At 63.6% G+C, this 20,662-nt stretch carries 18 protein-coding genes; 7 read left to right on the top strand and 11 right to left on the bottom strand.

The features are described from left to right. The first annotated feature begins 105 nt into the window (after positions 1-105). Positions 106-315 carry a hypothetical protein gene (locus ACE04A_RS20995; RefSeq protein WP_485820477.1) on the top strand — a complete coding sequence of 70 codons (210 nt, stop codon included), beginning with the start codon at positions 106-108 and terminating at the stop codon, positions 313-315. Here the strand turns inward: ACE04A_RS20995 and ACE04A_RS20990 are convergent. Both ACE04A_RS20990 and ACE04A_RS20985 read right to left on the bottom strand, forming a co-directional pair. After that, entirely contained in the window at positions 310-1,527 is a 1,218-nt protein-coding gene (locus ACE04A_RS20990; RefSeq protein ID WP_448718041.1) for an EAL domain-containing response regulator, read from the bottom strand. The genes ACE04A_RS20995 and ACE04A_RS20990 overlap by 6 nt on opposite strands. A gap of 2 nt (positions 1,528-1,529) precedes the next feature. Next, positions 1,530-4,364 carry an ATP-binding protein gene (locus tag ACE04A_RS20985; protein WP_485820476.1) on the bottom strand — a complete coding sequence of 945 codons (2,835 nt, stop codon included), beginning with the start codon at positions 4,362-4,364 and terminating at the stop codon, positions 1,530-1,532. A gap of 348 nt (positions 4,365-4,712) precedes the next feature. Between ACE04A_RS20985 and ACE04A_RS20980 the strand changes: the two genes are divergently transcribed. Then, positions 4,713-5,522: a hypothetical protein gene (locus tag ACE04A_RS20980; protein WP_259249871.1), complete on the top strand. Its 810-nt coding sequence runs from the start codon at positions 4,713-4,715 to the stop codon at positions 5,520-5,522. Here the strand turns inward: ACE04A_RS20980 and gvpU are convergent. Then, complete coding sequence (gene gvpU / locus ACE04A_RS20975) at positions 5,519-5,962, bottom strand: gas vesicle accessory protein GvpU (protein ID WP_259249869.1); 444 nt, start codon at positions 5,960-5,962, stop codon at positions 5,519-5,521. The genes ACE04A_RS20980 and gvpU overlap by 4 nt on opposite strands. Positions 5,963-6,023: 61 nt before the next feature. Then, positions 6,024-7,343: a ParB/Srx family N-terminal domain-containing protein gene (locus ACE04A_RS20970; RefSeq protein ID WP_448718046.1), complete on the bottom strand. Its 1,320-nt coding sequence runs from the start codon at positions 7,341-7,343 to the stop codon at positions 6,024-6,026. A gap of 190 nt (positions 7,344-7,533) precedes the next feature. Between ACE04A_RS20970 and ACE04A_RS20965 the strand changes: the two genes are divergently transcribed. After that, on the top strand, positions 7,534-8,166 hold the full coding sequence (locus ACE04A_RS20965) for an ankyrin repeat domain-containing protein (protein WP_448718070.1): 633 nt from the start codon (positions 7,534-7,536) through the stop codon (positions 8,164-8,166). Positions 8,167-8,223: 57 nt separating this feature from the next. Here the strand turns inward: ACE04A_RS20965 and ACE04A_RS20960 are convergent, their stop codons facing one another. Beyond that, positions 8,224-9,330, bottom strand: coding sequence for a porin (locus tag ACE04A_RS20960; RefSeq protein WP_447991235.1), 1,107 nt, complete (start codon positions 9,328-9,330; stop codon positions 8,224-8,226). Between the two features lie 263 nt (positions 9,331-9,593). Between ACE04A_RS20960 and ACE04A_RS20955 the strand changes: the two genes are divergently transcribed. The 3 genes from ACE04A_RS20955 (at position 9,594) to ACE04A_RS20945 (ending at position 12,948) form a co-directional block, all read left to right on the top strand. After that, the gene (locus ACE04A_RS20955) at positions 9,594-10,247 is read left to right on the top strand and encodes an NUDIX hydrolase (protein WP_485820475.1); all 654 of its coding nucleotides are present in this window, start codon (positions 9,594-9,596) and stop codon (positions 10,245-10,247) included. A gap of 96 nt (positions 10,248-10,343) precedes the next feature. Beyond that, positions 10,344-11,186, top strand: coding sequence for a ribose-phosphate diphosphokinase (gene prs, locus ACE04A_RS20950; RefSeq protein WP_485820474.1), 843 nt, complete (start codon positions 10,344-10,346; stop codon positions 11,184-11,186). A 67-nt stretch (positions 11,187-11,253) separates the two neighbouring features. Next, a complete protein-coding gene (locus ACE04A_RS20945; protein WP_448718047.1) occupies positions 11,254-12,948 on the top strand; it encodes a nicotinate phosphoribosyltransferase in 1,695 nt (564 codons plus the stop codon). 99 nt (positions 12,949-13,047) lie between these two features. Here ACE04A_RS20945 and ACE04A_RS20940 read toward each other — a convergent pair whose 3' ends face one another. The 5 genes from ACE04A_RS20940 to cyoA form a co-directional block, all read right to left on the bottom strand. Next, positions 13,048-13,833 (bottom strand): SURF1 family protein, encoded by a 786-nt coding sequence (locus ACE04A_RS20940; RefSeq protein ID WP_438858631.1) that lies wholly within the window; start codon positions 13,831-13,833, stop codon positions 13,048-13,050. Further along, a complete protein-coding gene (gene cyoD / locus ACE04A_RS20935; RefSeq protein ID WP_279996588.1) occupies positions 13,833-14,249 on the bottom strand; it encodes a cytochrome o ubiquinol oxidase subunit IV in 417 nt (138 codons plus the stop codon). Before cyoD ends, ACE04A_RS20940 begins: the two co-directional genes overlap by 1 nt. After that, positions 14,246-14,887 (bottom strand): cytochrome o ubiquinol oxidase subunit III, encoded by a 642-nt coding sequence (gene cyoC / locus ACE04A_RS20930; protein WP_259249856.1) that lies wholly within the window; start codon positions 14,885-14,887, stop codon positions 14,246-14,248. The genes cyoD and cyoC overlap by 4 nt, the downstream gene beginning before the upstream one ends. Continuing rightward, positions 14,880-16,883 carry a cytochrome o ubiquinol oxidase subunit I gene (gene cyoB / locus ACE04A_RS20925; protein WP_259249854.1) on the bottom strand — a complete coding sequence of 668 codons (2,004 nt, stop codon included), beginning with the start codon at positions 16,881-16,883 and terminating at the stop codon, positions 14,880-14,882. The genes cyoC and cyoB overlap by 8 nt, the downstream gene beginning before the upstream one ends. A 76-nt stretch (positions 16,884-16,959) precedes the next feature. Beyond that, positions 16,960-18,003: a ubiquinol oxidase subunit II gene (gene cyoA / locus ACE04A_RS20920; protein WP_448718051.1), complete on the bottom strand. Its 1,044-nt coding sequence runs from the start codon at positions 18,001-18,003 to the stop codon at positions 16,960-16,962. A gap of 233 nt (positions 18,004-18,236) precedes the next feature. Between cyoA and ACE04A_RS20915 the strand changes: the two genes are divergently transcribed. Continuing rightward, positions 18,237-19,571, top strand: a complete 1,335-nt coding sequence (locus ACE04A_RS20915; protein ID WP_259249851.1) for an MFS transporter — start codon at positions 18,237-18,239, stop codon at positions 19,569-19,571. Here the strand turns inward: ACE04A_RS20915 and ACE04A_RS20910 are convergent. Then, on the bottom strand, positions 19,568-20,611 hold the full coding sequence (locus ACE04A_RS20910) for a histone deacetylase family protein (protein ID WP_485820473.1): 1,044 nt from the start codon (positions 20,609-20,611) through the stop codon (positions 19,568-19,570). The two genes, ACE04A_RS20915 and ACE04A_RS20910, sit on opposite strands and share 4 nt — an antisense overlap. Between the last annotated feature and the right edge of the window lie 51 nt (positions 20,612-20,662).

Here is a 20,662-nt window from a genome sequence, read left to right as displayed (position 1 = left end):
GGCCCGGCCGGGTCGAATCCAGCGGCGTGGACAGCGTGATGTGCTCAATGGGCGCGCGCCCGGCCAGGGCTGGTTCTCTTTGCGGAACTGAAGCAGAAAGCCTTCTTGCTCGCGGATGTATCCAACAAGAACGGCGAAGTCCATCAACAGGCGGTCTTCTTCCTGCTTGATGATGCGCTGGGCGCCCCAGAGCAGGGCGCCGATCATGATGAGCGCGACGGGCAGAATGCCGAACAGCGCGATATTCAGCCGGCGCGAGGTACGTGCAATCCTGCTAAACGGCGTTTCCTGCATACGCGGGTAAGGATCCTATAGCGGGTGGGTGGCGTACGGGCGGGGTTCGTCAGCCAGCAAATCGGTGAAGTCATGGGCATTGACCGCAGCGGATATCAGGAAGCCTTGGGCGAAATCACAGCCGATTTCGCGCAAAAACTCCAGGTCTTTTGTGTTTTCCACCCCTTCGGCGGTGACTTGCAGCCCCAACTGGCGGCCCAATTGCACGGAAGAGAGCAAGGCGGCGGCGCGTACGCCGTCTTCCGCGGCGCCGCTGACAAAGGCGCGGTCGATCTTCAACTCGGTGAACGGCGTGGAGATCAGGGTGTACATCGAGTTGTATCCTTTGCCGAAATCGTCCTGCGCCAACCCGAAGCCTTTCAAGCGCAACCGGCTTGCGCCCATATAGTAGTGCCCGGGCACTGACGTGGTGTCGTCTTCCAGCAGTTCGAAAGTGACATCTTCGAAGGGAACACCGCGCTGCGCGACCAGATTGTAAAGCTGGTCGGGCAAGTCAGGTTGATCCAGCAGGCGGGTGGGCAGATTGACCGACACGGGCATCCTGAACCCCAGGCGGCGCCAATCAAGGTAGGCGGCCAGGGCGTCGCCCAGCATCCGGATGAGCAGGGCGTGGTCCAGCCCGTGATGCCGCACCGCACCCAGGAACGAGGCCGGCAGCATGAAGCCGAATTCAAGGTGATGCCAGCGGGCAAGGGCTTCCGCCCCAACGATATGGCCCGTCGCCAACGCCTTCTTGGGTTGGAACCAGGCCTGGATCCGGCCGGTGGCCAGGGCTTTTTCAAGCGTGTGGCGGTCAAATAGGGGCGTGGACGGCAACGGCAGCGTTTGCGGCAAGGCGCCATCCAGCTTTTCGTTGCGTAGCCGTCGGGCCAGCGCCAGCGCCTGTTCGCGCGTGACGGGTTTGGTATAGGTCGCGATCACGGACAGGCCCTTTTCCTTGGCCATCAGGCTGACGCTGTTCATGATGCGGCGCGAGCATGCCGTGGTGATGGCCAGCATCGGGTTGCATTGCAAGCGCGCCAATTCATGGATGAACTGCACGCCGTCCATGCCGGGCATGTTGAGGTCCATCAATACCAACTGGTGGGAATGCAGGCGAACCATCTCCAGAGCCTCATGCGCCGAATGCGCCATGTCGACGTGCTCGAAGCCGGCCTCCAGGAACAGGCTGTGCATTTGCGCGCATTGAAACGCATGGTCGTCCAGGACCAGGACCTTGTACACGGAAAGCATCTTCAACTCCGGAGTTCTTTAACCGTTTGCAGCGTTTGACGCAGGATGGTCAGCGGCAGCGGCTTGACCAGCAGGCTGGTCATGCCGGCGCTCATGCCGCGCCGCTGCTCGTCGGGAAACGCGTTGGCCGTGCCCCCGAGTACGGGCCGATCGTAGCCGCGCTTTCGCAGAATGCGCGTGAGCTCGTAGCCGTCGACCAAGGGCATGTTCAGGTCTGTCAGCACGGCGTCGAAATGCATCAGGTCGGGCAGGTTCAACGCTTCCTGGCCGTTACCGGCCAAGACCACGGTGCAGCCCATGTGCTCAAGTTGTTCACGCAGGATCAATTGGCTGATGGGATTGTCTTCCGTGACCAATATCTTCAGACCCAGGACTTCCGGCGCCGCCTTGGGATCGAACGACGTGCTGCGCGCCGCGCCGCCCTGGGCCAGGCGCACCGCATGGTGGATGCCGGCCAGGTTGTAGGCGCTTGCGAACCAGTTGCGATGGCTATCTTCTACCCGGGGGCGCAGGCCAGGCGGGTGCACGATGACTTGCGGGCCGATCCAGTTGGCGATCTTCTGCGCATGCGGCCACGCCTGCAACAGCACCGCGGGTTCGGAGGGCGTGACGCCGTTGGCGGGGTAGGGCAGCCCCACCGCGCCCCAGCGCCGCAACCAGTCGCACAGGTTGTGGACGATTTCGGGCACCGCGCCCTGAACGTAGACAACCGTGTCGTCCAGCTCGGGGGGGGCGGTGTCCAGGGCTTCGGGCGCAAGCGGCAAGCGGACTTCGAAGGTAATGCTGGTGCCCAGGCCGGGTTCGCTGACGGCATTGAGCCTGCCGTTCATCATGTCGGACAGGCTTCGGCAGATCGACAAGCCCAGGCCGGTGCCGGGCAGCGTCACGCAGTTGTCGGCGTCCACCTGGTAGTAGGGCTCGAACAGGCGGGCCTGATGCTCGGGCGCGATGCCCGCGCCGGTGTCGGCAATCTGGAAGCACAGATCGACGCTGTCGCGGTTGCGGCTGTTGACCTTCAGGCGCAATACGATCTGCCCGGAATCCGTGAACTTGATGGCGTTATTGGCCAGGTTGTCGAGGATCTGGCGGATGCGCGTGGCGTCCCCGATCACGGCCGGAGGCGTGTCGGGGTCGGCCACGGCATAGCTGCGCACGCCCTTGGCGTGTGCACGCGCCGCGAAACTGGCCACGACATTGTTCAAGAGTTCAACGGGGGAAAAGGGCGCGCGTTCGAGCACGGTGTGACCGGCCTCGATCCGGGACAAGTCCAGCGTGTCGTTAATGGTGCGCAAAAGCGTCGCCGACGACTGCTGGATGGTTTCAAGGTACTGCGCCTGCTGGCCGCTCACGCGGGTCAGTGAGAACAGTTCAAGCGTGCCGAGAATGCCGTAGAGCGGCGTGCGGATCTCGTGGCTCATGGTGGTGAGAAATACCGTTTTGGCCTGGTTGGCGGCTTCGGCGTCGCGCTTGGCCTGCAACAAGGATTGCTCGATCCGTTTCAACGCGGAAATGTCGCTGATGCCGCACAGCACCACGGCTTCGCCACGGTAAGTGGTGGGGGCGAAGCTCAGGTAAGCGGTGCGGCCATCATTGAGCCGGTGTTCGCGGCCGGCCTCGTCGCCATGCGATGACAGGATGTCGGTGCGCCAGCCCGGCGTGCCCTGAAACCAGCGGCGCGCCATGTCGTTGGACAGCACCACCGCGCGGTCCGAGCGCCGCAGCAGGCACAGTCCCACGGGCGCCACTTCAATCAACTTGCGGTTCAGCGACACGCTGTCGGCCAAGGCCTCGTACTGGCGCAGCGCGGGCAATACCAGGCGCCGGCGGATGTAGCGCACCCGCAAGATGACCGTGATGATCAGCAGCAAGGACGCAATGGCGGCGGTCTGGAAGGCCAGCGCGTTATCGCGCAACACGTGCGCCATCGGCGCGTAGTAGACCAGCCGCCAGCCGTCTTCGCCGACGGACTTGCTCAGTACCAGGTAGTCGGGCAGCCAGCCCTGGCCCTGCAAGCCGAATGCATCTTCCCGGGTGGTGTGCGGCAAGGCCTGATTGGCCGTATCCGCGCCGGCGCTGCGCAGCACCGGCCGGCTCATCTCGTCGAACAGCACGTAGTCGCCTGCACCCGAGCGCGGTGCGCTGATGGCGGATTCCACCCCATGGACTTCCAGGCCGATCCAGGCAGCCTCCGGGTGGACGGCATCCAGGGGCGTGAACAGGAACAGGCGCTTGACGCTGTCGTTAGGCGGATGCAGCCAAACGATGGGCGGCAGGCCCTTGGTGGGCGCGCGGGTCTGCACGTCGGCCAGGGTCAGGGCGAGCCATTGTTGAATGGAAGGGGGAATGCCCGGCGAGGCGGGCTGGTCATGCGAGCCCACCGGCACGGTACTGGCGTGGCGCAGCGCGCTGTAGACGATGCGGGTGTTGGCTTGAGCAACGCGGCGCAAGTCGCGCGGGGTCAGCACCAGCGCCCAGTCGTAGGCGTCCGGGCCTTCTTGCAGCGGCAACACTTCCACCTGGCCCGTCTTGCCGAAATGGGTGGGGGTTTTGCTGATGGGATCTTGGTTGGTGTTGCGTACCGCGGAGGCGGAGATGGAGCGCAAGAGGGATTCGCGCTGGTCGAAGAAGTGCTGCGCTTCGTAGGCAGCGGCATTCATGTGGCGCCGGTAGTTGGACACCACGTTGCTGAACGCCCAATACAGGTAAAGGGTAGCGCCCGCCGCGATGCAGACGAGCAGCGCCACTGCAAGAAAGTGCAGCAATAGCGAGGCGGCGCGCGGCGCGGCTTGGGGTTCTAGGGCGGGAGCGCCATGGTCTTCTACCAGCATTTGACGCATGGTAGAAACACCTGCTTACCCAGAGAATAAGAAGAATCTCAAAGTGGGGCGTAGCGCAAAAACGAGTGAATGCCGTCCCCAAATGCCGTCCCCGATTGTCGCTTGCAAGCGCCGGGGGAACTCGTGCCGTGCATGCGCGGCCGAGCAAGGGAATTAAGAAATTTCTTGTTCTTTTGGCCGACGGCGTTGGGCACTATTCGTGAGATACCGGATTCGCCAAGATGCTGCAGCGCGGCGGGTTCACACGCCGGGCGGCTTGCGTCGCCACGGCGGCCAGACGTTAATCGAGAACAGCATGATATTGACCCGGATTCGCCCCCCTGCGCACCTCAACCTACGGGTCACGCCATGAAAGACGACGCCCGCTCCTGGGCTCTGGCCGAAGAGTCAATCACGCTGCGCTTTCAGCCCGTGTTCACGGCGCAGGGTCAAGTCCATGAATACGCCGTTATTGGGCGTTCCCGGCCATCTCCCTGGAGCGGCTTGAACCCAGTTGGGCAGGGCGCGGGCTTGCTGGCCGGCGTGGCCTTCTTCAAGCACTTCAAAACCCCCATCGAACTGTCGTACGAGCACGCGCTGGATGTGCGCGGAACTGGCGACCTGGCCGAACGCCTGTGCGGCGAGCTGGGCATTGGTCTGCTGGACAGTTCGGTGTGGGTCAACAAGCACGCGCGCTACGATGATGCGCCGCCGCTGCTCATCCCCGCCAAGCGCATCACATTCACCTTGCCGTTGACGGACCGGCTGTCGGACCACGCCGAAGTGCTGGCGCGTTATCCGGAATTTCAGGCCCGTCTGCGCGCGCGCCTGCTGCCCAGCGCCAGCCGAAGCAAGTCAACCGGCCATGGCACCTTGCGTGCCGACGGCCTGCATGTACAGGTCCCGCTTGGCTTATCCGAAAACCGCGCGTTGCAAGGCCGCTTCTTTACCTTGATGGAACGTGCCTGGAGCGCCAACTTGCACGTGGTGGCGGGCGGCGTGGAAGACATCCGGGATTTCGCCTGGATGCGGTTGCACAGCGATCTTCTGTTTCGCGGCGCTGCCTTGTCGGCGCCGCTCAGTTCTGAATGCCTGGGTATCTGGCTTCAAGCCGACAGCAACGCGTGGCGGTCGTTCAATGCATCCACCACGCGCTTTGCCGGCGTTGAAGACACCTAGCTGCCGGCCTCGGATTGCAGGCGGCCCAGAATGAAACCATCCACCGAACTGGTACGGCCGCGCCACAGCGTCGGCTGTCCGGAAACCGGCGTGCCGTCGGCCATGAAGAACAAGGCGTCGGCCAGGTGAATGTAGTTGGGCAACGGGTCCGCCGGCTGAGGCACGCGGAAAACATCGCCCAGTTCAGCTAGCGAACGACGCACACCGTCGCGCGTATCGGCGTCTAAAGTGTCGAGCGAACCCGTGAAGCTGGCGGCGAAGCGGTCGAAATATTCCGCGCCCGACACAATCGACCCTGACACCAGCATGCCGCCCATCTGCAACGTGACGCCGATGCTTTCAAGCTGGCTGCCGTTGTTCACCAGGTTGACCAAAAACTGAAGAAAGGCGTCCGCGCTAGGGGCGGGGTTTGCGGTGGCGCTGGAAGTTTCGTTGGGCATGGCGGTGTCTTGGAAAAGGTCATTGAAGACGCACAAGATACTCGAATCGCGCGAAGAATACCTACCAACCCCAGCAGGTACCCGCCGCCGGCTTGCCGCAAGCGCGGTAATGCACGGCGAACCACAGCTTGCCGGCGTTGCGGGGCGAGCCATCGGCCTTGACGTCAATGCGCGGCAGTTCTTCCAGCACGTCGCGCTGATCCTTGATGGACACGCCCGCTGCTACGTTGGCCGCCAACGGAATGCGCCCCAGGGTGGCGGCTTGGCGATCGTCGAACACGATGTCGGTGTCGGCCAGCGCGCCCATTTTCAGCGAGGCATCGCGTACGGCGGCGGCGTAGCTGTCGTTTGCGCCACCGGGCACCAGCGACGCATTGAGCGTGCTGACCGCCAGGATCTGCGCGGGCGTGGCGGGCGCCATCATGTGGTACTGGTCCAGCGTGGGCAGTTGGCCGCCCGCGGCTTGCCGGCGCAGCCAGTCGCCCCACAGGAATTCCGCAAACTCCGGCAGGTTGCCATTTTCGTAGGCGATGTCGCGCGTGAAGTACACCAGCGAGCGGTAGCGGTCTTCCTGCATGCCGCCTGCTTCGTCGGCGCTGGCCAAGCCTAAGCGGGTGGGCAACTGGTCAACGGTGATGGGCTGGTTCTGGCCGTCGCGCAGCCAGGCGCGGCGCTCATCGACCATGCGTTGCCAGAACGCGGCAGCGGTCGTCAGGTCACTGTAGTTGGCGTCCACCTTGACCCACACGGGCAGCTTGGGGCCGCCATCGAAAATCTCGCGCAGCGACGAGAACGTGTGATGGCCGTCGGTCAGGTACAGGTTGCCGTCCCAGCCGACCACCACCGTTTTCAAGTTTTCGGCGTGCGTGCCGGGCGCGTCCAGGCAGGTGAACGTGCTGGGGTCATCCAGGCGCGCCGCTTGGGCAGCCGCCAGGTCGGCGAAGGCGGCCGCGCGTTCGGTGCCGCCCATGTCTTCGCAGTAGTCGTCAAACTTCTTGCCAACGGTGTCGTCCAGATAATCCAACTGCCGGGCGGTGTCGCCGGCCCAGGAACGGTTGAAGTCGCCTTGCCAGCGGCCCAGCTTGTAGTAGATCTGGTCGTAGCCGATGGCCGCCTGCGTGGGGCGCAATTCCTCGATGCGCACCTGGATGACGTCGCCGGCCTTGGTGTTCAGGTAGGCCGTGTTGCGCGTTGGCGCTTCGGGTTCCGGCGCGGGTTGCTCAACCGGCGGTGCAACGACGACGGGCGGTACGGCGGCGTCGTCGTTGTCATCATCGCTGCCGCCGCCATTGCACGCGGCTAGCGCCAGCGGCAGAAATAGCGCGGCCAGCAGGCGCGCGACAGGGTGTTGGGGCAGGAAGCGGGCGGGTTGAGATGTCATGGGGCAGGGGTGACGTTGCGATGGAAAAGTATCCAATCATGACTGGATCGTGTTTCTCCCATATTGCATTGACCAAGATGACAGACATATTTCCCATCGATCAAGGGCTTGTCCATAATCAGGCCTCGATTCAAACGGGAGGATACGGGCAATGGCAACCCTCAGACACTGGCGGGTAGTTTTCGTTTTGATGCTGGGCGCCCTGGGCTCACAAGCCGGCGCCGCCGTGAACCCGGCCGCACAGTTAAGAGAGGCCGCCGCGCAAGGCGACGCCACGCGCGTGCGCGAATTGTTGGCGCAGGGTGTGCCGCTGGATGGGCGCGATGGGGAGGGCAACACGGCCCTGTTGCGCGCGACGCAAGCCAACCAGGTGGAAACGGCGCGTGTGCTGATCGAGGCGGGCGCGGACGTGAACGCGCAGAACCGCTTGCAGGATAGCGCCTACCTGCTGGCCGGCGCCCAGGGGTATCGCGAGATTCTTGAATTGACCTTGCGCCATGGCGCTGATTTACGCAGTACCAACCGGTACGGCGGCACGGCGCTGATTCCGGCCTGCGAGCGCGGGCATGTGGATGTGGTCCGGACGCTGCTGCAAGCGGGCGTGGACCCGAATCATGTGAACCGGCTGGGATGGACGGGGCTGCTTGAGGCCATCATCCTGAGCGACGGCGGCACCCGGCATCAGGCCATTGTTGCGCTGTTGATCGCAGCCGGCGCCGATGTGAATCTGGCCGACCGCGAAGGCCGGACTCCCTTGCAACACGCCCGGCTGCGCGGGCAGGCAGAGATCGTGCAACTGCTGGAAAGCGCGCAGGCGCGCTGAGCGCAAGCGGGGGGCCCCGTGCAGGCTTGCACGACGGGCCCCCGCTTGCCAAACCGCTTAGAACTGGTGGCGGATGCCCACGCCCGCGGCGGTGCTCTTCAGGCCGTCGATGAACGCGTAGTCCGTACCGTACGACCCGTAGGCGTACAGGTTGGTGCGCTTGGACAGGTCGTAGGTGTAGCCCACGCTGTAGACGTTCATGTTGGCGTCGCCGCCCGTCAACTTGTCATTGGACGGGGCCACGTGCTGCCACGAGGCGAACAGGCTGCCGGCCGCGCCGGTCGGCAGGGTCGCGCCCAGCATGTAGGCGTTGGCCTTGAAACCGTTCACGAAGCGGTTGGTGCCGAATTCGTCGCTGAAGGGCGTACCGGCCGGCAGGTCCTGGCCAACGAACCAGCCGTCGGTGGTGCGGCCGTAGGCGGCGGCAAGTTTCACCACTTCCAGGTCGTAGGACACGCCCAGCGCGTATTGGCGCGGCGTGGCGTCGTTGTCGATGCCGCTGCGGTTGGCGCCGTTCAATTGGTCGTACGTCAGCGCCACGTTCAGCGGGCCTTGCACGTAGCGCAGGCCGGCGGTGATGCCGCGCGTGTTGTCAGCGGTGCGGAAGCCCGTCTGGTCGGCGGTCGTGTCGTCCGCGTTGAACGAGTAACCGATGCCGAATTCAAAGCCATTCACCGACGGCGTGCGGTACATGACCATGTTGTCCCAGCGCATGGTGTTGGCCGCGCTGAAACCCAGGCCCAGGTTCGACTGGGTGTAGCTGGTGTAGAAGGGGTCGATGTCGGCCAGGTAGTTCGAGCCGATCGTGGCTTGGCGGCCGAAGTCCAGTTGGCCCCAGGCGTCGTTGGCCAGGCCGATGGTGGCTTGGCGGCCGAACAGGCGGCCCGATTGGCCGCGTTGGCCGTTGGCGGAGTCAAAGCCGCTTTCCAGCTTGAAGACGGCGCGCAGGCCGTCGCCCAGATCTTCGGATCCGCGCAGGCCCCAGCGGGAGCCGGCCTGGATACCGTTGATCATGCCGAGCTTGCTACCGCTGTAGCCGTCGCCCTTGATTTTGTTGTAGCCGATACCGGTGTCGATGACACCATAGAGGGTGACTGACGGTTCTGCCTGCGCAATGCCTGTAAAAGCGGTCAGCATCGCGGCGGCGAGCAGCGTCTTTTTCATCCGGGGAACTCCTTGGGATTGGGGTGGAAAAAACAAAGGGAACAGCACGTTCGGCAGTGAGCCGAGCGGTGTTCCCGGCGGGGAGTATAAAACAATATCGTTACTTTCCGAGTCATTTGCTGTTTATTGCCCGGGATGTTCCGGCTATTTCGCTTAATTCATGGCGGCTGAATTCCCGCTGACGCTGCGCGATTCTTCCACCATTTGACGGCCACGCGCCATAGTGGCATCTTGCCCCGAAGCTTCAAACCTGGAACCTGCCCGTGGACTATCCACTGCCTCTTGTCACCGTTGACGCCGTCCTGCTCACCTTGCGGGCGGGCGTGCTGGAAATTGCCCTGCACCGGCGCGCGCGCGCGCCCTTCAAGAACGCCATGGCCTTGCCGGGTGGTGTGGTGCATGTGGACGAAGACGGCGACACCGAAGCCAGCGTCCGCCGCGTCCTGCGGGAAAAGACCGGCTTTGAACCGCGCTACCTGGAACAGTTGCAGGTGTTCTCCGGCAAAGACCGCGACCCGCGCCAATGGTCGCTGTCGGTGTCGTACGTGGCGCTGGTGCCGGCGGCGGAATTGGAAGCCGCCACGCAAGCCGACTTCCGTTTCGTGAGCGTGGACGCGCTGCCGCCGCTGGCGTTTGATCATGCCGATATCGTCGCGGCCGCGGTCGCCCGCCTGCGCGGCAAATCCAGCTATTCCACCTTGCCGTTTTTCCTGCTGCCCGAACGCTTCACGCTGACGGAGCTTCAGCACACCTACGAAGCGATCTTGCAGACGCGGCTGGAAAAGTCGAACTTCCGCCGCAAGATGGAAGCGTGGGGCGTGCTGGAAGCCACCGGCGAACAAATGGGCGGGGCGCAGCGGCCCGCGCGCCTGTATCGCCTGAAGGACTTCACCCTGTTCGACCGTAGCGTCGGATAGCACCGGGCGACTGCCATCCACTACTTAGTTGCAAATAAACAATAAGTAGATTTATACTTGCCTCACTTAGTTTTGAAATGCCACTAAGGGCTGATCATGTTCACCATCACTGCGGTAGTAGAAGGACAACGCCTCACCGGCACGCCGGCCGCGGTTGTATTTACCGGCGGCGAAAGCCAGGTTACGGTGCCGGCCAACTTGCGGGCCCAAGCCGATGCCGCCAGCGCGTTCCGTATCCACGCCTTGCTGAAGTCGGCCAACGACGTCATGCAATTGCTGATGCTGACGGACGCATTGCGCCGCCTGAACCCGGCGGTGCCGGTGCACCTGGACATGCCCTACGTGCCGTACGCGCGCCAGGATCGCGTCTGCAACCCCGGCGAAGCCTTGGGCGCCGCCGTGTTCTGCAAGCTGATCAATGATCAGCAATACGCCACCGTGACCGTGGTGGAACCGCACAGCGACGTGACGCCTGCGCTGTTGCAGCGCTTGCGCGTGGTGGACGCCGCGGCATTCCTGAAGAACGCGCTGGCCGCGCCCGCCTTCGCCCAGGGCGTCACACTGATGGCCCCGGACGCCGGCGCCCGCAAGCGCGTGCAGGCCCTGGCCAAGACGCTGGGCGTGGCGGACGTCCGTTACGCCGAAAAGGTGCGCGACACGCAGACCGGCCGCATCACTGAAACGCGGGTGCCTGACGATATTCCGGATCAGCCCGTGCTGGTGGTGGACGACATCTGCGACGGCGGCCGCACCTTCCTGGAACTGGCCGCCGCCCTGGGCGACAAGACCCGGCAACCGCTGTACCTGTATGTCACGCACGGCATCTTCAGCAAGGGCTTGGCCGAACTGAACGCCCGCTACGCCGGCATCTTCACGGCGTATGACTGGACGGACGCCGAAGGCGCGAACGCGCCGGTGCTCGTGAATGATGAAAAATGAAAAGTTGAAGACTGAAATGCTGAAAACCGAAACGTCGAAAACTGAACGTCAAGAAGGAACCCGTGCCATGAATGCCCCCGAATCCCTCACCGTCAAGAACGGCATCAACCCCTTCCTGCAAGCGGACTTCTACAAGACGGGCCACCCGTTCCAGTATCCCAAGGGCACGAACAAGATCCTGGCCAACTTCACGCCGCGTTCGGCCCGCCTGGCCCCGGTGCTGCCCGAATTGTTCGACGACAAGATCGTCTGGTTCGGCCTGCAAGGCTTCATCAAGGAAATCCTGATTGATCTGTTCAATCGCGAGTTCTTCGGCAAGCCGGCAGGCGCCGCCGTGCGCCAGTATCAGCGCCGTGTGGATAACGCCTTGGGCAAGGGCGCGGTCACCGTGGACCACTTGCAGGCCTTGTACGAGCTGGGCTATCTGCCGCTGGAAATTCGGTCGGTGCCGGAAGGCGCGCGTATCGATATCCGTGTGCCGCCCGTCACCTTCATCAACACGCACCCCGACTTCGCGTGGCTGGTGACGTACATCGAAACCCTGTTCAGTTGCGAATCGTGGAAGCCGTCCACGGTGGCCACCATCGCCTTTGAATACCGCAAGCTGTTGACGTATTTCGCCCGCCTGACGGGCAGCCCGATGGACTTCGTGAACTGGCAGGGCCACGACTTTTCCATGCGCGGCATGTCGGGCCTGTACGACGCCCGCAAGAGCGGCGCGGGCCACTTGCTGTCATTCACCGGCACCGACACGATTCCCGCCATCGATTATCTGGAAGACATCTACGGCGCCGACTCCGACCGCGAACTGGTTGGCGGCTCGGTGCCGGCCACCGAGCACTCGGTCATGTGCCTGGGCAGCAAGGAAGGCGAGATCGAAACCATCCGCCGTCTGGTCACGCAGGTGTACCCCGCTGGCATCGTGTCGGTGGTGTCGGACACCTGGGACTTCTGGCAGGTGGTGACGGATTTTGCCGCTGCGCTCAAGCCGGAAATCCTGGCGCGCCGGCCTGATGCCTTCGGCAACGCCAAGGTGGTGTTCCGCCCGGATTCCGGCGACCCCGTGAAGATCCTGACGGGCTACTTCTGCACCGACGTGCCCAGCGTGGACGATGGCGGCGCCTTGGCCGCTGCCCGACGCGACGGCGCAGAGGCGGTGCGCGATGCCGCCACCGGCCAGTATTGGCTGCTGGACGACAAGGCCCACGCCACGCAAACGCTGCGCGAAGCCGAGGTCAAGGGCGCGGTGCAGTGCCTGTGGGACCTCTTCGGCGGGGTGGTGACGGAACGCGGCTACAAGCTGCTGGACCCGCACGTCGGCCTGATCTACGGCGATTCCATCACCTTGGCGCGTGGCCGCGACATTCTGGTCCGGCTGGAAAGAAAGGGCTTTGCGTCGGGCAACGTGGTGTTGGGCATCGGTTCCTACACCTATCAGTACCTGACGCGCGACAGTTTCGGCTGGGCCTTGAAGGCGACGTATGCCGAAGTGAATGGCGAGCCGGAAGAACTGGTGAAGGACCCGGTGACGGATTCCGGCGTGAAGCGTTCGGCCAAGGGCTTGTTGCGGGTGGAAGAAACCGCCACGGGATATGTGTTGCACGACCAGCAAACGCCCGAGCAAGCGGCGGGCGGTGCACTGGTGCCGGTGTTTCGCGATGGCCAATTGCTGGTTGAGCAGAACCTGGCGCAGATCCGCGCACGGCTGCATGGGTCCTGGGTCTGCCCCGAGCCGGGCAGCATTGCCTGGCCGCAACGCTGAATCGCAACCTTGAATCGCAACGCTGAACCGCTGCGGCGTCCATGAAAAAAGCCGCGCTACCCACGAAGGGCAGCGCGGCTTTTTTCTACCGGCTTGGCGTCAGGCCTTGCCGCGCCCGCGCTTTTCTTCGCGCACGAAGATCACCACGCCAACAATGATCATCAGCGCCAGGGCATACCAGGTAATGGCATAGACCAGGTGGTTGTTCGGGAAGGTCAATACGGTCAGCCCGCCGACGGGGGCTTGGGCCGGGTCGCGGCTGGGGCTGGATGCGGCGTCGGCATCAATGAAGTAGGGCGCCACGTCCGTCAGACCGCGCGCCGTGGCGATGCCCGGCAAGTCACGCGAATACCAGAGGTTGGCGGCCGGATCGTTGTTGCGCAGAAAGCCGCTGCCCGGCTCGCCCATGCGCAGCAGCCCGGTGACGCGGGCCTCGGCTGCGGGCGGCGGGGGGGAAGCCGCCTGATTCTTGCGCCATTGCGGCAGCACGAAACCCCGGTTGACCAGCACCGTGCCGCCGCCATCGGCCAGTTGCAAGGGGGTCATGACCCAGTAGCCGCTGCCCAGTTCGGTGGCCGCCTGCACCAGCGTCTGGCGGTCGTACTGGTACGTGCCCGTTGCCGTCACGTGGCGGTATTCGGCGTTGCCGGCGCTCAGGCCGCGCCAGTCCGGCTTGCCCGGCGCCGGCGAGGTGGGGGCATGCGCGCGCTGCTTCACCTGCGAGATCAGCTCTTGCTTCCAGGCCAGGCGATGCACCTGCCAGGTACCCAGGGCGCACAAGCCCGCGAAGAGCACGGCAGCAACCACCCCCAGGATGACCAGGGTGGTTTTGCTGCGCGGTTTACGGGGGGAGTCGCTGCGTGTGGAGTCTTTTACTGCTGCCATCAGGGCATTTTCCGCATGTCGTGTATGGACATGGGCATCATATTGGAGTTCAAGTGATACATGATCCAGATTGATCCGCTGAGCGTGATTACGACCAGCACCAGCGTGAATATTAACGCCAACATGTTCCAGCCGCTTTCGGACTTGGTGTCCATGTGCAGGAAGTACACCAGATGGACCACGATCTGCACCATGGCGAACGCCAGGATGATCAGCGCGGTCGTGCGTGAACTCTCGAACACGCGGTCCATGACCAGCCAGAAGGGGATCGCGGTCAGGATGGCCGCCAGGATGAACCCCGTGACGTAGCTCTTCATGGTGCCATGGCTGGCGCCGTCATCGTCATGGTCGTCATGGTGGTCATGGCCGTGGCCATGGTGGCCGCGGTCAGCCAGGTTATCCATGTGCGAGCTCATGGCAGCACTCCCATCAGATACACGAAGGTGAACACGCCCACCCAGATCAGGTCCAGGAAGTGCCAGAACAGCGACAGGCACATCAGGCGGCGGCGGTTCTCGGGGATCAGGCCATGCATGCGCACCTGGATCATCATCGTCACCAGCCAGACGATGCCGAAGGTGACGTGCAGCCCGTGCGTGCCGACCAGGGTGAAGAAGGCCGACAGGAAGGCGCTGCGCTGCGGTCCCGCGCCCAGGTGGATCAGGTGCGCGAATTCATAGATTTCCAGCGACAGGAAGCCCAGGCCCAGGATGCCGGTGATGCCCAGCCACAGTTGCGTGGCGCCGATGCGGTTGCGCCGCATCTCCAGCATGGCGAAGCCGTAGGTGATGGACGACAGCAGCAGCAGCGATGTGTTCACCGCCACCAGGGGCAGGTCGAACAGGTCGGCGCCGGACGGGCCCGCCGCGTAGCTGCGGCCCAGGACGCCATAGACGGCGAACAGGCAGGCAAAGATGAGGCAGTCGCTCATCAGGTAGACCCAGAAGCCCAGCAGCGTGCCGTTCTTGGGATGGTGTTCGCCCGGGACGTAGAACACGGGCTCGGAGGGCGGCGCGGCGCCGCCTTGCAGGGTGGGGGCCAAGGTATCAGACATGTTTCGCTAACAACCTCGTGCGGGCGTCTTCTTCGCGCACGACCTCGGCGGTCGGCACGTAGTAGTCGCGCTTGTAGTTGAAGGTATGAATGATGGACACCAGGATCAGCGCCACGAACGACAGCACGGCCAGCGGCCACATGTGCCAGATCAACGCAAAGCCCATCACCACGCTGATGGCCGCCAGCACGATGCCGGCCCAGGTGTTCTTCGGCATGTGGATGGGAATGAAGCCCTGCTGCGGCCGCTCGTAGCCGTGCTGCTTCATCTGCCACCAGGCGTCCAGGTCATGCACGCGCGGAGTGAAGGCAAAGTTGTAGTTGGGCGGGGGCGACGACGTGGACCATTCCAGCGTGCGGCCATCCCAGGGGTCGCCGGTGTCGTCGCGCAGTTGGTCGCGGCGGCGGTAGCTGACCACCAACTGGATGATGAAGCTGGCGATGCCGCAGGCGATCAGCAGCGCGCCAAACGCCGCGACCTGAAACCAGATCTGCAACGACATGTCTTCAAAGTGGCTGACGCGGCGGGTCACGCCCATCATGCCCAGCACGTACAGCGGCATGAAGGCCACGTAGAAGCCCACCAGCCAGAACCAGAACGAGCACTTGCCCCAGAACGGGTCGAGCTTGTAGCCGAAGGCCTTGGGGAACCAGTAGGTGATGCCGGCCATCAGCCCGAACAGCACGCCGCCGATGATGACGTTGTGAAAGTGCGCCACCAGGAACAGGCTGTTGTGCAGGACGAAGTCGGCGGGCGGTACCGCCAGTAGCACGCCTGTCATACCGCCGATCACGAAAGTGACCATGAAGCCCATCGTCCACAGCATGGGGACTTCGAACTGGATGCGGCCACGGTACATGGTGAACAGCCAGTTGAAGATCTTGGCGCCGGTCGGGATCGAGATGATCATTGTCGTGATCCCGAAGAACGAATTAACGCTGGCCCCCGACCCCATGGTGAAGAAGTGGTGCAGCCAGACCAGGTATGACAGCACCGTAATCACCACGGTGGCGTACACCATGGACGCATAGCCGAACAGGCGCTTGCGGCAGAACGTGGCAACCACTTCCGAGAAGATGCCGAAGGCGGGCAGGATCAGGATGTAGACCTCGGGGTGGCCCCAGATCCAGATCAGGTTCACGTACATCATGGCGTTGCCGCCGAAGTCCGCCGTGAAGAAGTTGGTGCCCACATAGCGGTCCATGGACAGCAGCGCCAGCACGGCGGTCAACACCGGGAAGGCCGCCACGATCAGCACGTTGGTGCACAGCGCCGTCCAGGTGAAGATGGGCATGCGCATCATCTTCATGCCGGGCGCGCGCATTTTCACAATGGTGACCAGCAAGTTGACGCCGGATAGCAGGGTTCCCACCCCGGCAATCTGCAAGGCCCATATGTAGTAATCGACCCCGACGTCGGGGCTGTGCAATATGCCTGACAATGGTGGATACGCCAGCCAGCCGGTGCGCGCGAATTCGCCCACGAACAGCGACATCATCACCAGGATCACGCCGCCTGTCGTCATCCAGAAACTGAAGTTGTTCAGGAAAGGAAAAGCCACGTCGCGCGCGCCGATCTGTAGCGGCACGATGTAGTTCATCAGCCCCGTGACCAGTGGCATGGCCACAAAGAAGATCATGATCACGCCATGCGCGGTGAAGATCTGGTCGTAGTGGTGCGGGGGCAGGTAGCCGGTGGAATCGCCAAAGGCCACGGCCTGCTGCATGCGCATCATGATGGCGTCGGCGAAGCCGCGCAGCAGCATCACAATGCCCAGAATCACATACATGATCCCGATTTTCTTGTGGTCGATGCTGGTGAACCATTCATGCCACAGATAGCCCCATTTCTTGTAGTAAGTGATGGAGCCCAGCACCACGATGCCGCCGATGGCCACCATGAAAAAGGTGGCAAGCAGGATGGGGTCGTGTAGGGGGATGGCGTCCCAGGTCAATCGACCGAAGATCAGCTTGGTGAGGTCTGGTTGATCAGGCATCTTGATTCCAGCGTAAAGACCACGATTTCATGAAACCCCTGCGTCATCCGATTCGGATCGCGGCAGACGCGCGGTGCTACAACACCAGCCCTTCGGTAGACGTGCACATGGAACCCACATACATGCGCGGCGGCGTGCCGGTCAGGCCCAGGCGCTCGCGCGTGGCCGGGTCCAGGGTGGTGATGTTGAGCGCGCCGGGTATGCCCATGCCCCCTTGCGAGTCGATGGCCATGGCGTCTTTCATGCACATGCGGTTGCCTTCCACGCAGCGGTTCACGATGGCGTCGAACAGGCCCGGCGCCACCGAGGCGTAGCGTTGCACGGGGTTGCGTTCGCTGGGCTGTTCAAGCTTCAGGTAGGCATCGCGGCTGAGCGTGGCGCTGGAGGCGCGGGCGTCGGCCACCCATTTGTCAAAGCCTTGCTGGTCCACGCCGTGGAACTTGAAGCGCATGGCCGAGAAGCCCGGGCCGCTGAAGTTGGCGGACAGGCCTTCGTATTCGCCGGGGTGGTTGATGACGGCGTGCAAGGTGGTCTGCATGCCGGGCATGGCGTAGATCTGCCCGGCCAGGGCCGGTACGAAGAAAGAGTTCATCACCGATGAAGAGGTGATCTTGAACTGGATGGGGCGGTCGACCGGCGCGGCCATTTCGTTGACGGCGGCCACGCCTTGTTCGGGGTACAGGAACAGCCATTTCCAGTCCAGCGCCACCACTTCTACCACCCGCGGCTTGGTGCCCGCGGGCACCTCGCGGCCTTCGGACAAGCGGGCCAGCGGTCGGTAGGGATCAAGCTGATGGGTGCTGACCCAGGTCAGCGCGCCCAGCGCAATGATGATCAAGAGTGGCGCGGCCCAGATCAGCAGCTCCAGCATCGTGGAGTGGTTCCATTCCGGGTCGTAGTGCGCGTCCTTGTTGCTGGCCCGATAGCGCCATGCAAACAGGAACGTCAAGAAGATCACCGGCACGATGATCAGCAGCATCAAGCCGGTTGAGATGATGATCAGATTGCGTTGCTGCACTGCTATGTCGCCTGACGGCGAGAGCAGCACCGCATTGCATCCAGCGAGCAATGGCAGGGCGGCAATCAAGATCAATCCGCGGAGCCTTGGGAGGGACGACATGGCCATACCCCGAAACGTAACCGTGGGAAGTAAACGCAACACTACGCTGGAAGCCGCGAAAAATCTAGGGTAAAAGAACAAAAGTGTGCACGGCATTGTGCGCGCGGCAGGGCGCTATCCCTGTGTGGATGCGGCTTGGCGCGCGGTGGCGTCGTCGCGCGCGAAGCAGGTTGCAAGATCGTAGACAAGGCGGTTTCGAACGTCCTTTCGAACTTCCAACAGTGAGCAAATCCATGTCGACCTCCACGCGGTATCCCGGTCATGCCCCTTCCGTTCCCGGCCCGGGGGCAACGTCCGGCGGGGCGAGCCATGCCAAGGTGGCTCCAGGTGAAATCGCCGTCGGCGTGGTCGTGGGGCGCGCCTCTGAATACTTTGACTTCTTCGTATTCGGCATCGCCTGCGTGCTGGTCTTTCCCAAAGTCTTCTTCCCCTTTGAAGCGCCGCTGGAAGGCACGCTTTGGGCGTTTGTCATCTTCTCGTTCGCGTTCATCATGCGACCCATCGGCACCGCGCTGTCGATGGCGATACAGCGGCGTTGGGGCCGCGCCACAAAACTGACGGTGGCCTTGTTCGTGTTGGGTACCGCCACCGTAGGCATGGCGTTTTTGCCCAGCTACGAAACCATCGGCGCGCACGCGATTACATTGCTGGCGGTATTTCGTTGCTTGCAAGGGCTGGCGTTCGGCGGGTCATGGGATGGCCTGCCGTCGTTGCTGGCACTGAATGCGCCGCCGCATCGGCGCGGCTGGTATTCGATGATGGGGCAGTTGGGCGCACCGGTGGGCTTCCTGGTGGCCAGCGCGCTGTTCCTGTATTTGCACGTGACGCTGACCCAGGCGGACTTCATCGAATGGGGTTGGCGCTATCCGTTCTTCGTGGCGTTCGCCATCAACGTGGTGGCGCTGTTCGCGCGGCTGCGCCTGGTGGTCACCGAGGAATACACGCAACTGCTTGAAGAGGGCGAGCTTGAACCCATCAGCATTGCCGAGATGGTGCGCTCACAAGGCTACAACCTGTTCATTGGCGCGTTCGCCGCCTTGGCCAGCTACGCGCTGTTCCACCTGGTCACCGTGTTTCCGCTGTCCTGGATTGCCATCAGCGCCACGCAGCAGATTACGGACGTGCTGATCGTGCAGATCTTCGGCGCCATCCTGGGCATTCTGGGTACGGTGGCCTCGGGCTGGCTGGCGGACCGCATCGGCCGGCGCACCACCTTGGGCATGCTGGCGGTGGCGATCGCCATCTTTGCGCTGTTCACGCCGTGGCTGCTGGGCGGCGGTCCGGTCGCGCAGGACACCTTCATTCTGGTGGGCTTTGTGTTGCTGGGCCTGTCGTATGGGCAGGCGTCCGGCACCGTGACCGCGAACTTCACGCGCCGCTTCCGTTATACCGGCGCCGCGTTGACGTCCGACATGGCCTGGCTGATCGGCGCGGCGTTCGCGCCGGTGGTGGCGTTGGGGCTGTCGGCCCGGTTCGGGCTGGTGGCCGTCAGCATCTATCTGCTGTCGGGCGCCGCGTGCACCTTGGTGGCGCTGCGCATCAACAAGGTGCTGGAAACTCGGGATTAATAGAGGGCGCCTTCCAGCACATTCGCCACATTGATCCCCACATCCGCCACGGCGTAGCCGCCTTCCATCGTGAGCACGGTGGGCAGGTCCAGGCTGGCCAGCATGCGGCCCACTTCAAGGTAGTCCGCGCTTTTCAGCTTGAACTTTGAGATGGGATCGCCTTCGTAGGTGTCCACGCCCAGCGCCACCACCACCGCGTCGGCCTTGAATGCCTGGATGGCTGACAGCCCTTGCTGCAAGGCTTGCGTCCAGGTGGCGAAGTCGGTGCCGGCCGCAAGCGGCAGGTTCAGGTTGGCGCCGAAGCCCGCCCCTTCGCCTTCCTCGTCGGCATAGCCAAGAAAGAAGGGATATTCCGTGGTGGGATCGCCGTGTACGGACACCGTCAGCACGTCGCCACGTTCATAGAAAATGCTCTGCGTGCCGTTGCCGTGGTGGTAGTCCACGTCAAGAATCGCCACGCGCGCGGCGCCCGCATCGCGCAGCGCTTGCGCGGCCAGCGCCGCGTTGTTCAAGAAACAATAGCCGCCGAAGAAGGCGGCGCCCGCATGGGGGCCGGGCGGGCGCGTCAAGGCCATGGCGGCGCGCGGGCCGCCCGGCGCCATCACGGCGCGTGCGGCGTCGATGGCGCAGGCGGCGCCGGCAGTGGCCGCTTCCCAGGTGCCGGCCGTTAGCGGGCAGCCGCTGTCAAACGAGAACAACCCGACGCGCGCGGCGAAGTTGGTGGGTTCGATGTCATGGCGAAAGCCGCGCACCGGCCAGACGGACGGCAGGATGTCCAGGTCTGCGTTGGCCGGGTCCAGCGCCACCCAGTCCTGCCAGGCGCTGGCCAGGAAGTCCACGTAGCGCGGCGTGTGTACGCGCTTGATCAGGTCCATGTCGGGTGCCGAGGGCGCGCGCAGTTCGCCGATGCCGCGCTGGCGCAGCGCGTCCAGCACATATTCCAGTCGCGCCGGCGTTTCGTGGCAGGGCACGAGCTTGCCGCGAAACATTTCCTGGCGGCCTGCGTGTTTGTCATGGACGGGGTTGTGGAAAATCAGCACGGCGTGGGTCCTTGAAGGGGCGGGCAATTTGGGGCGGCGGGCGGCGGGCGG

It is taken from the genome of Achromobacter colocynthidis (genome assembly GCF_057334535.1).
The sequence above is the reverse complement of the archived record's forward strand: the minus strand, read 5'-3'. Positions and strand labels throughout refer to the sequence as shown.

Excerpts from the sequence above, each read along its gene's own strand:
- ACE04A_RS20990 (WP_448718041.1), bottom strand. The coding sequence starts at position 1,527 with ATGCTTTCCGTGTACAAGGTCCTGGTCCTGGACGACCATGCGTTTCAA.
- ACE04A_RS20985 (WP_485820476.1), bottom strand. The coding sequence starts at position 4,364 with ATGCGTCAAATGCTGGTAGAAGACCATGGCGCTCCCGCCCTAGAACCC.
- ACE04A_RS20980 (WP_259249871.1), top strand. The coding sequence starts at position 4,713 with ATGAAAGACGACGCCCGCTCCTGGGCTCTGGCCGAAGAGTCAATCACG.
- gvpU (WP_259249869.1), bottom strand. The coding sequence starts at position 5,962 with ATGCCCAACGAAACTTCCAGCGCCACCGCAAACCCCGCCCCTAGCGCG.
- ACE04A_RS20970 (WP_448718046.1), bottom strand. The coding sequence starts at position 7,343 with ATGACATCTCAACCCGCCCGCTTCCTGCCCCAACACCCTGTCGCGCGC.
- ACE04A_RS20965 (WP_448718070.1), top strand. The coding sequence starts at position 7,534 with ATGCTGGGCGCCCTGGGCTCACAAGCCGGCGCCGCCGTGAACCCGGCC.
- ACE04A_RS20960 (WP_447991235.1), bottom strand. The coding sequence starts at position 9,330 with ATGAAAAAGACGCTGCTCGCCGCCGCGATGCTGACCGCTTTTACAGGC.
- prs (WP_485820474.1), top strand. The coding sequence starts at position 10,344 with ATGTTCACCATCACTGCGGTAGTAGAAGGACAACGCCTCACCGGCACG.
- ACE04A_RS20945 (WP_448718047.1), top strand. The coding sequence starts at position 11,254 with ATGAATGCCCCCGAATCCCTCACCGTCAAGAACGGCATCAACCCCTTC.
- ACE04A_RS20940 (WP_438858631.1), bottom strand. The coding sequence starts at position 13,833 with ATGGCAGCAGTAAAAGACTCCACACGCAGCGACTCCCCCCGTAAACCG.
- cyoD (WP_279996588.1), bottom strand. The coding sequence starts at position 14,249 with ATGAGCTCGCACATGGATAACCTGGCTGACCGCGGCCACCATGGCCAC.
- cyoC (WP_259249856.1), bottom strand. The coding sequence starts at position 14,887 with ATGTCTGATACCTTGGCCCCCACCCTGCAAGGCGGCGCCGCGCCGCCC.
- cyoB (WP_259249854.1), bottom strand. The coding sequence starts at position 16,883 with ATGCCTGATCAACCAGACCTCACCAAGCTGATCTTCGGTCGATTGACC.
- cyoA (WP_448718051.1), bottom strand. The coding sequence starts at position 18,003 with ATGTCGTCCCTCCCAAGGCTCCGCGGATTGATCTTGATTGCCGCCCTG.
- ACE04A_RS20915 (WP_259249851.1), top strand. The coding sequence starts at position 18,237 with ATGTCGACCTCCACGCGGTATCCCGGTCATGCCCCTTCCGTTCCCGGC.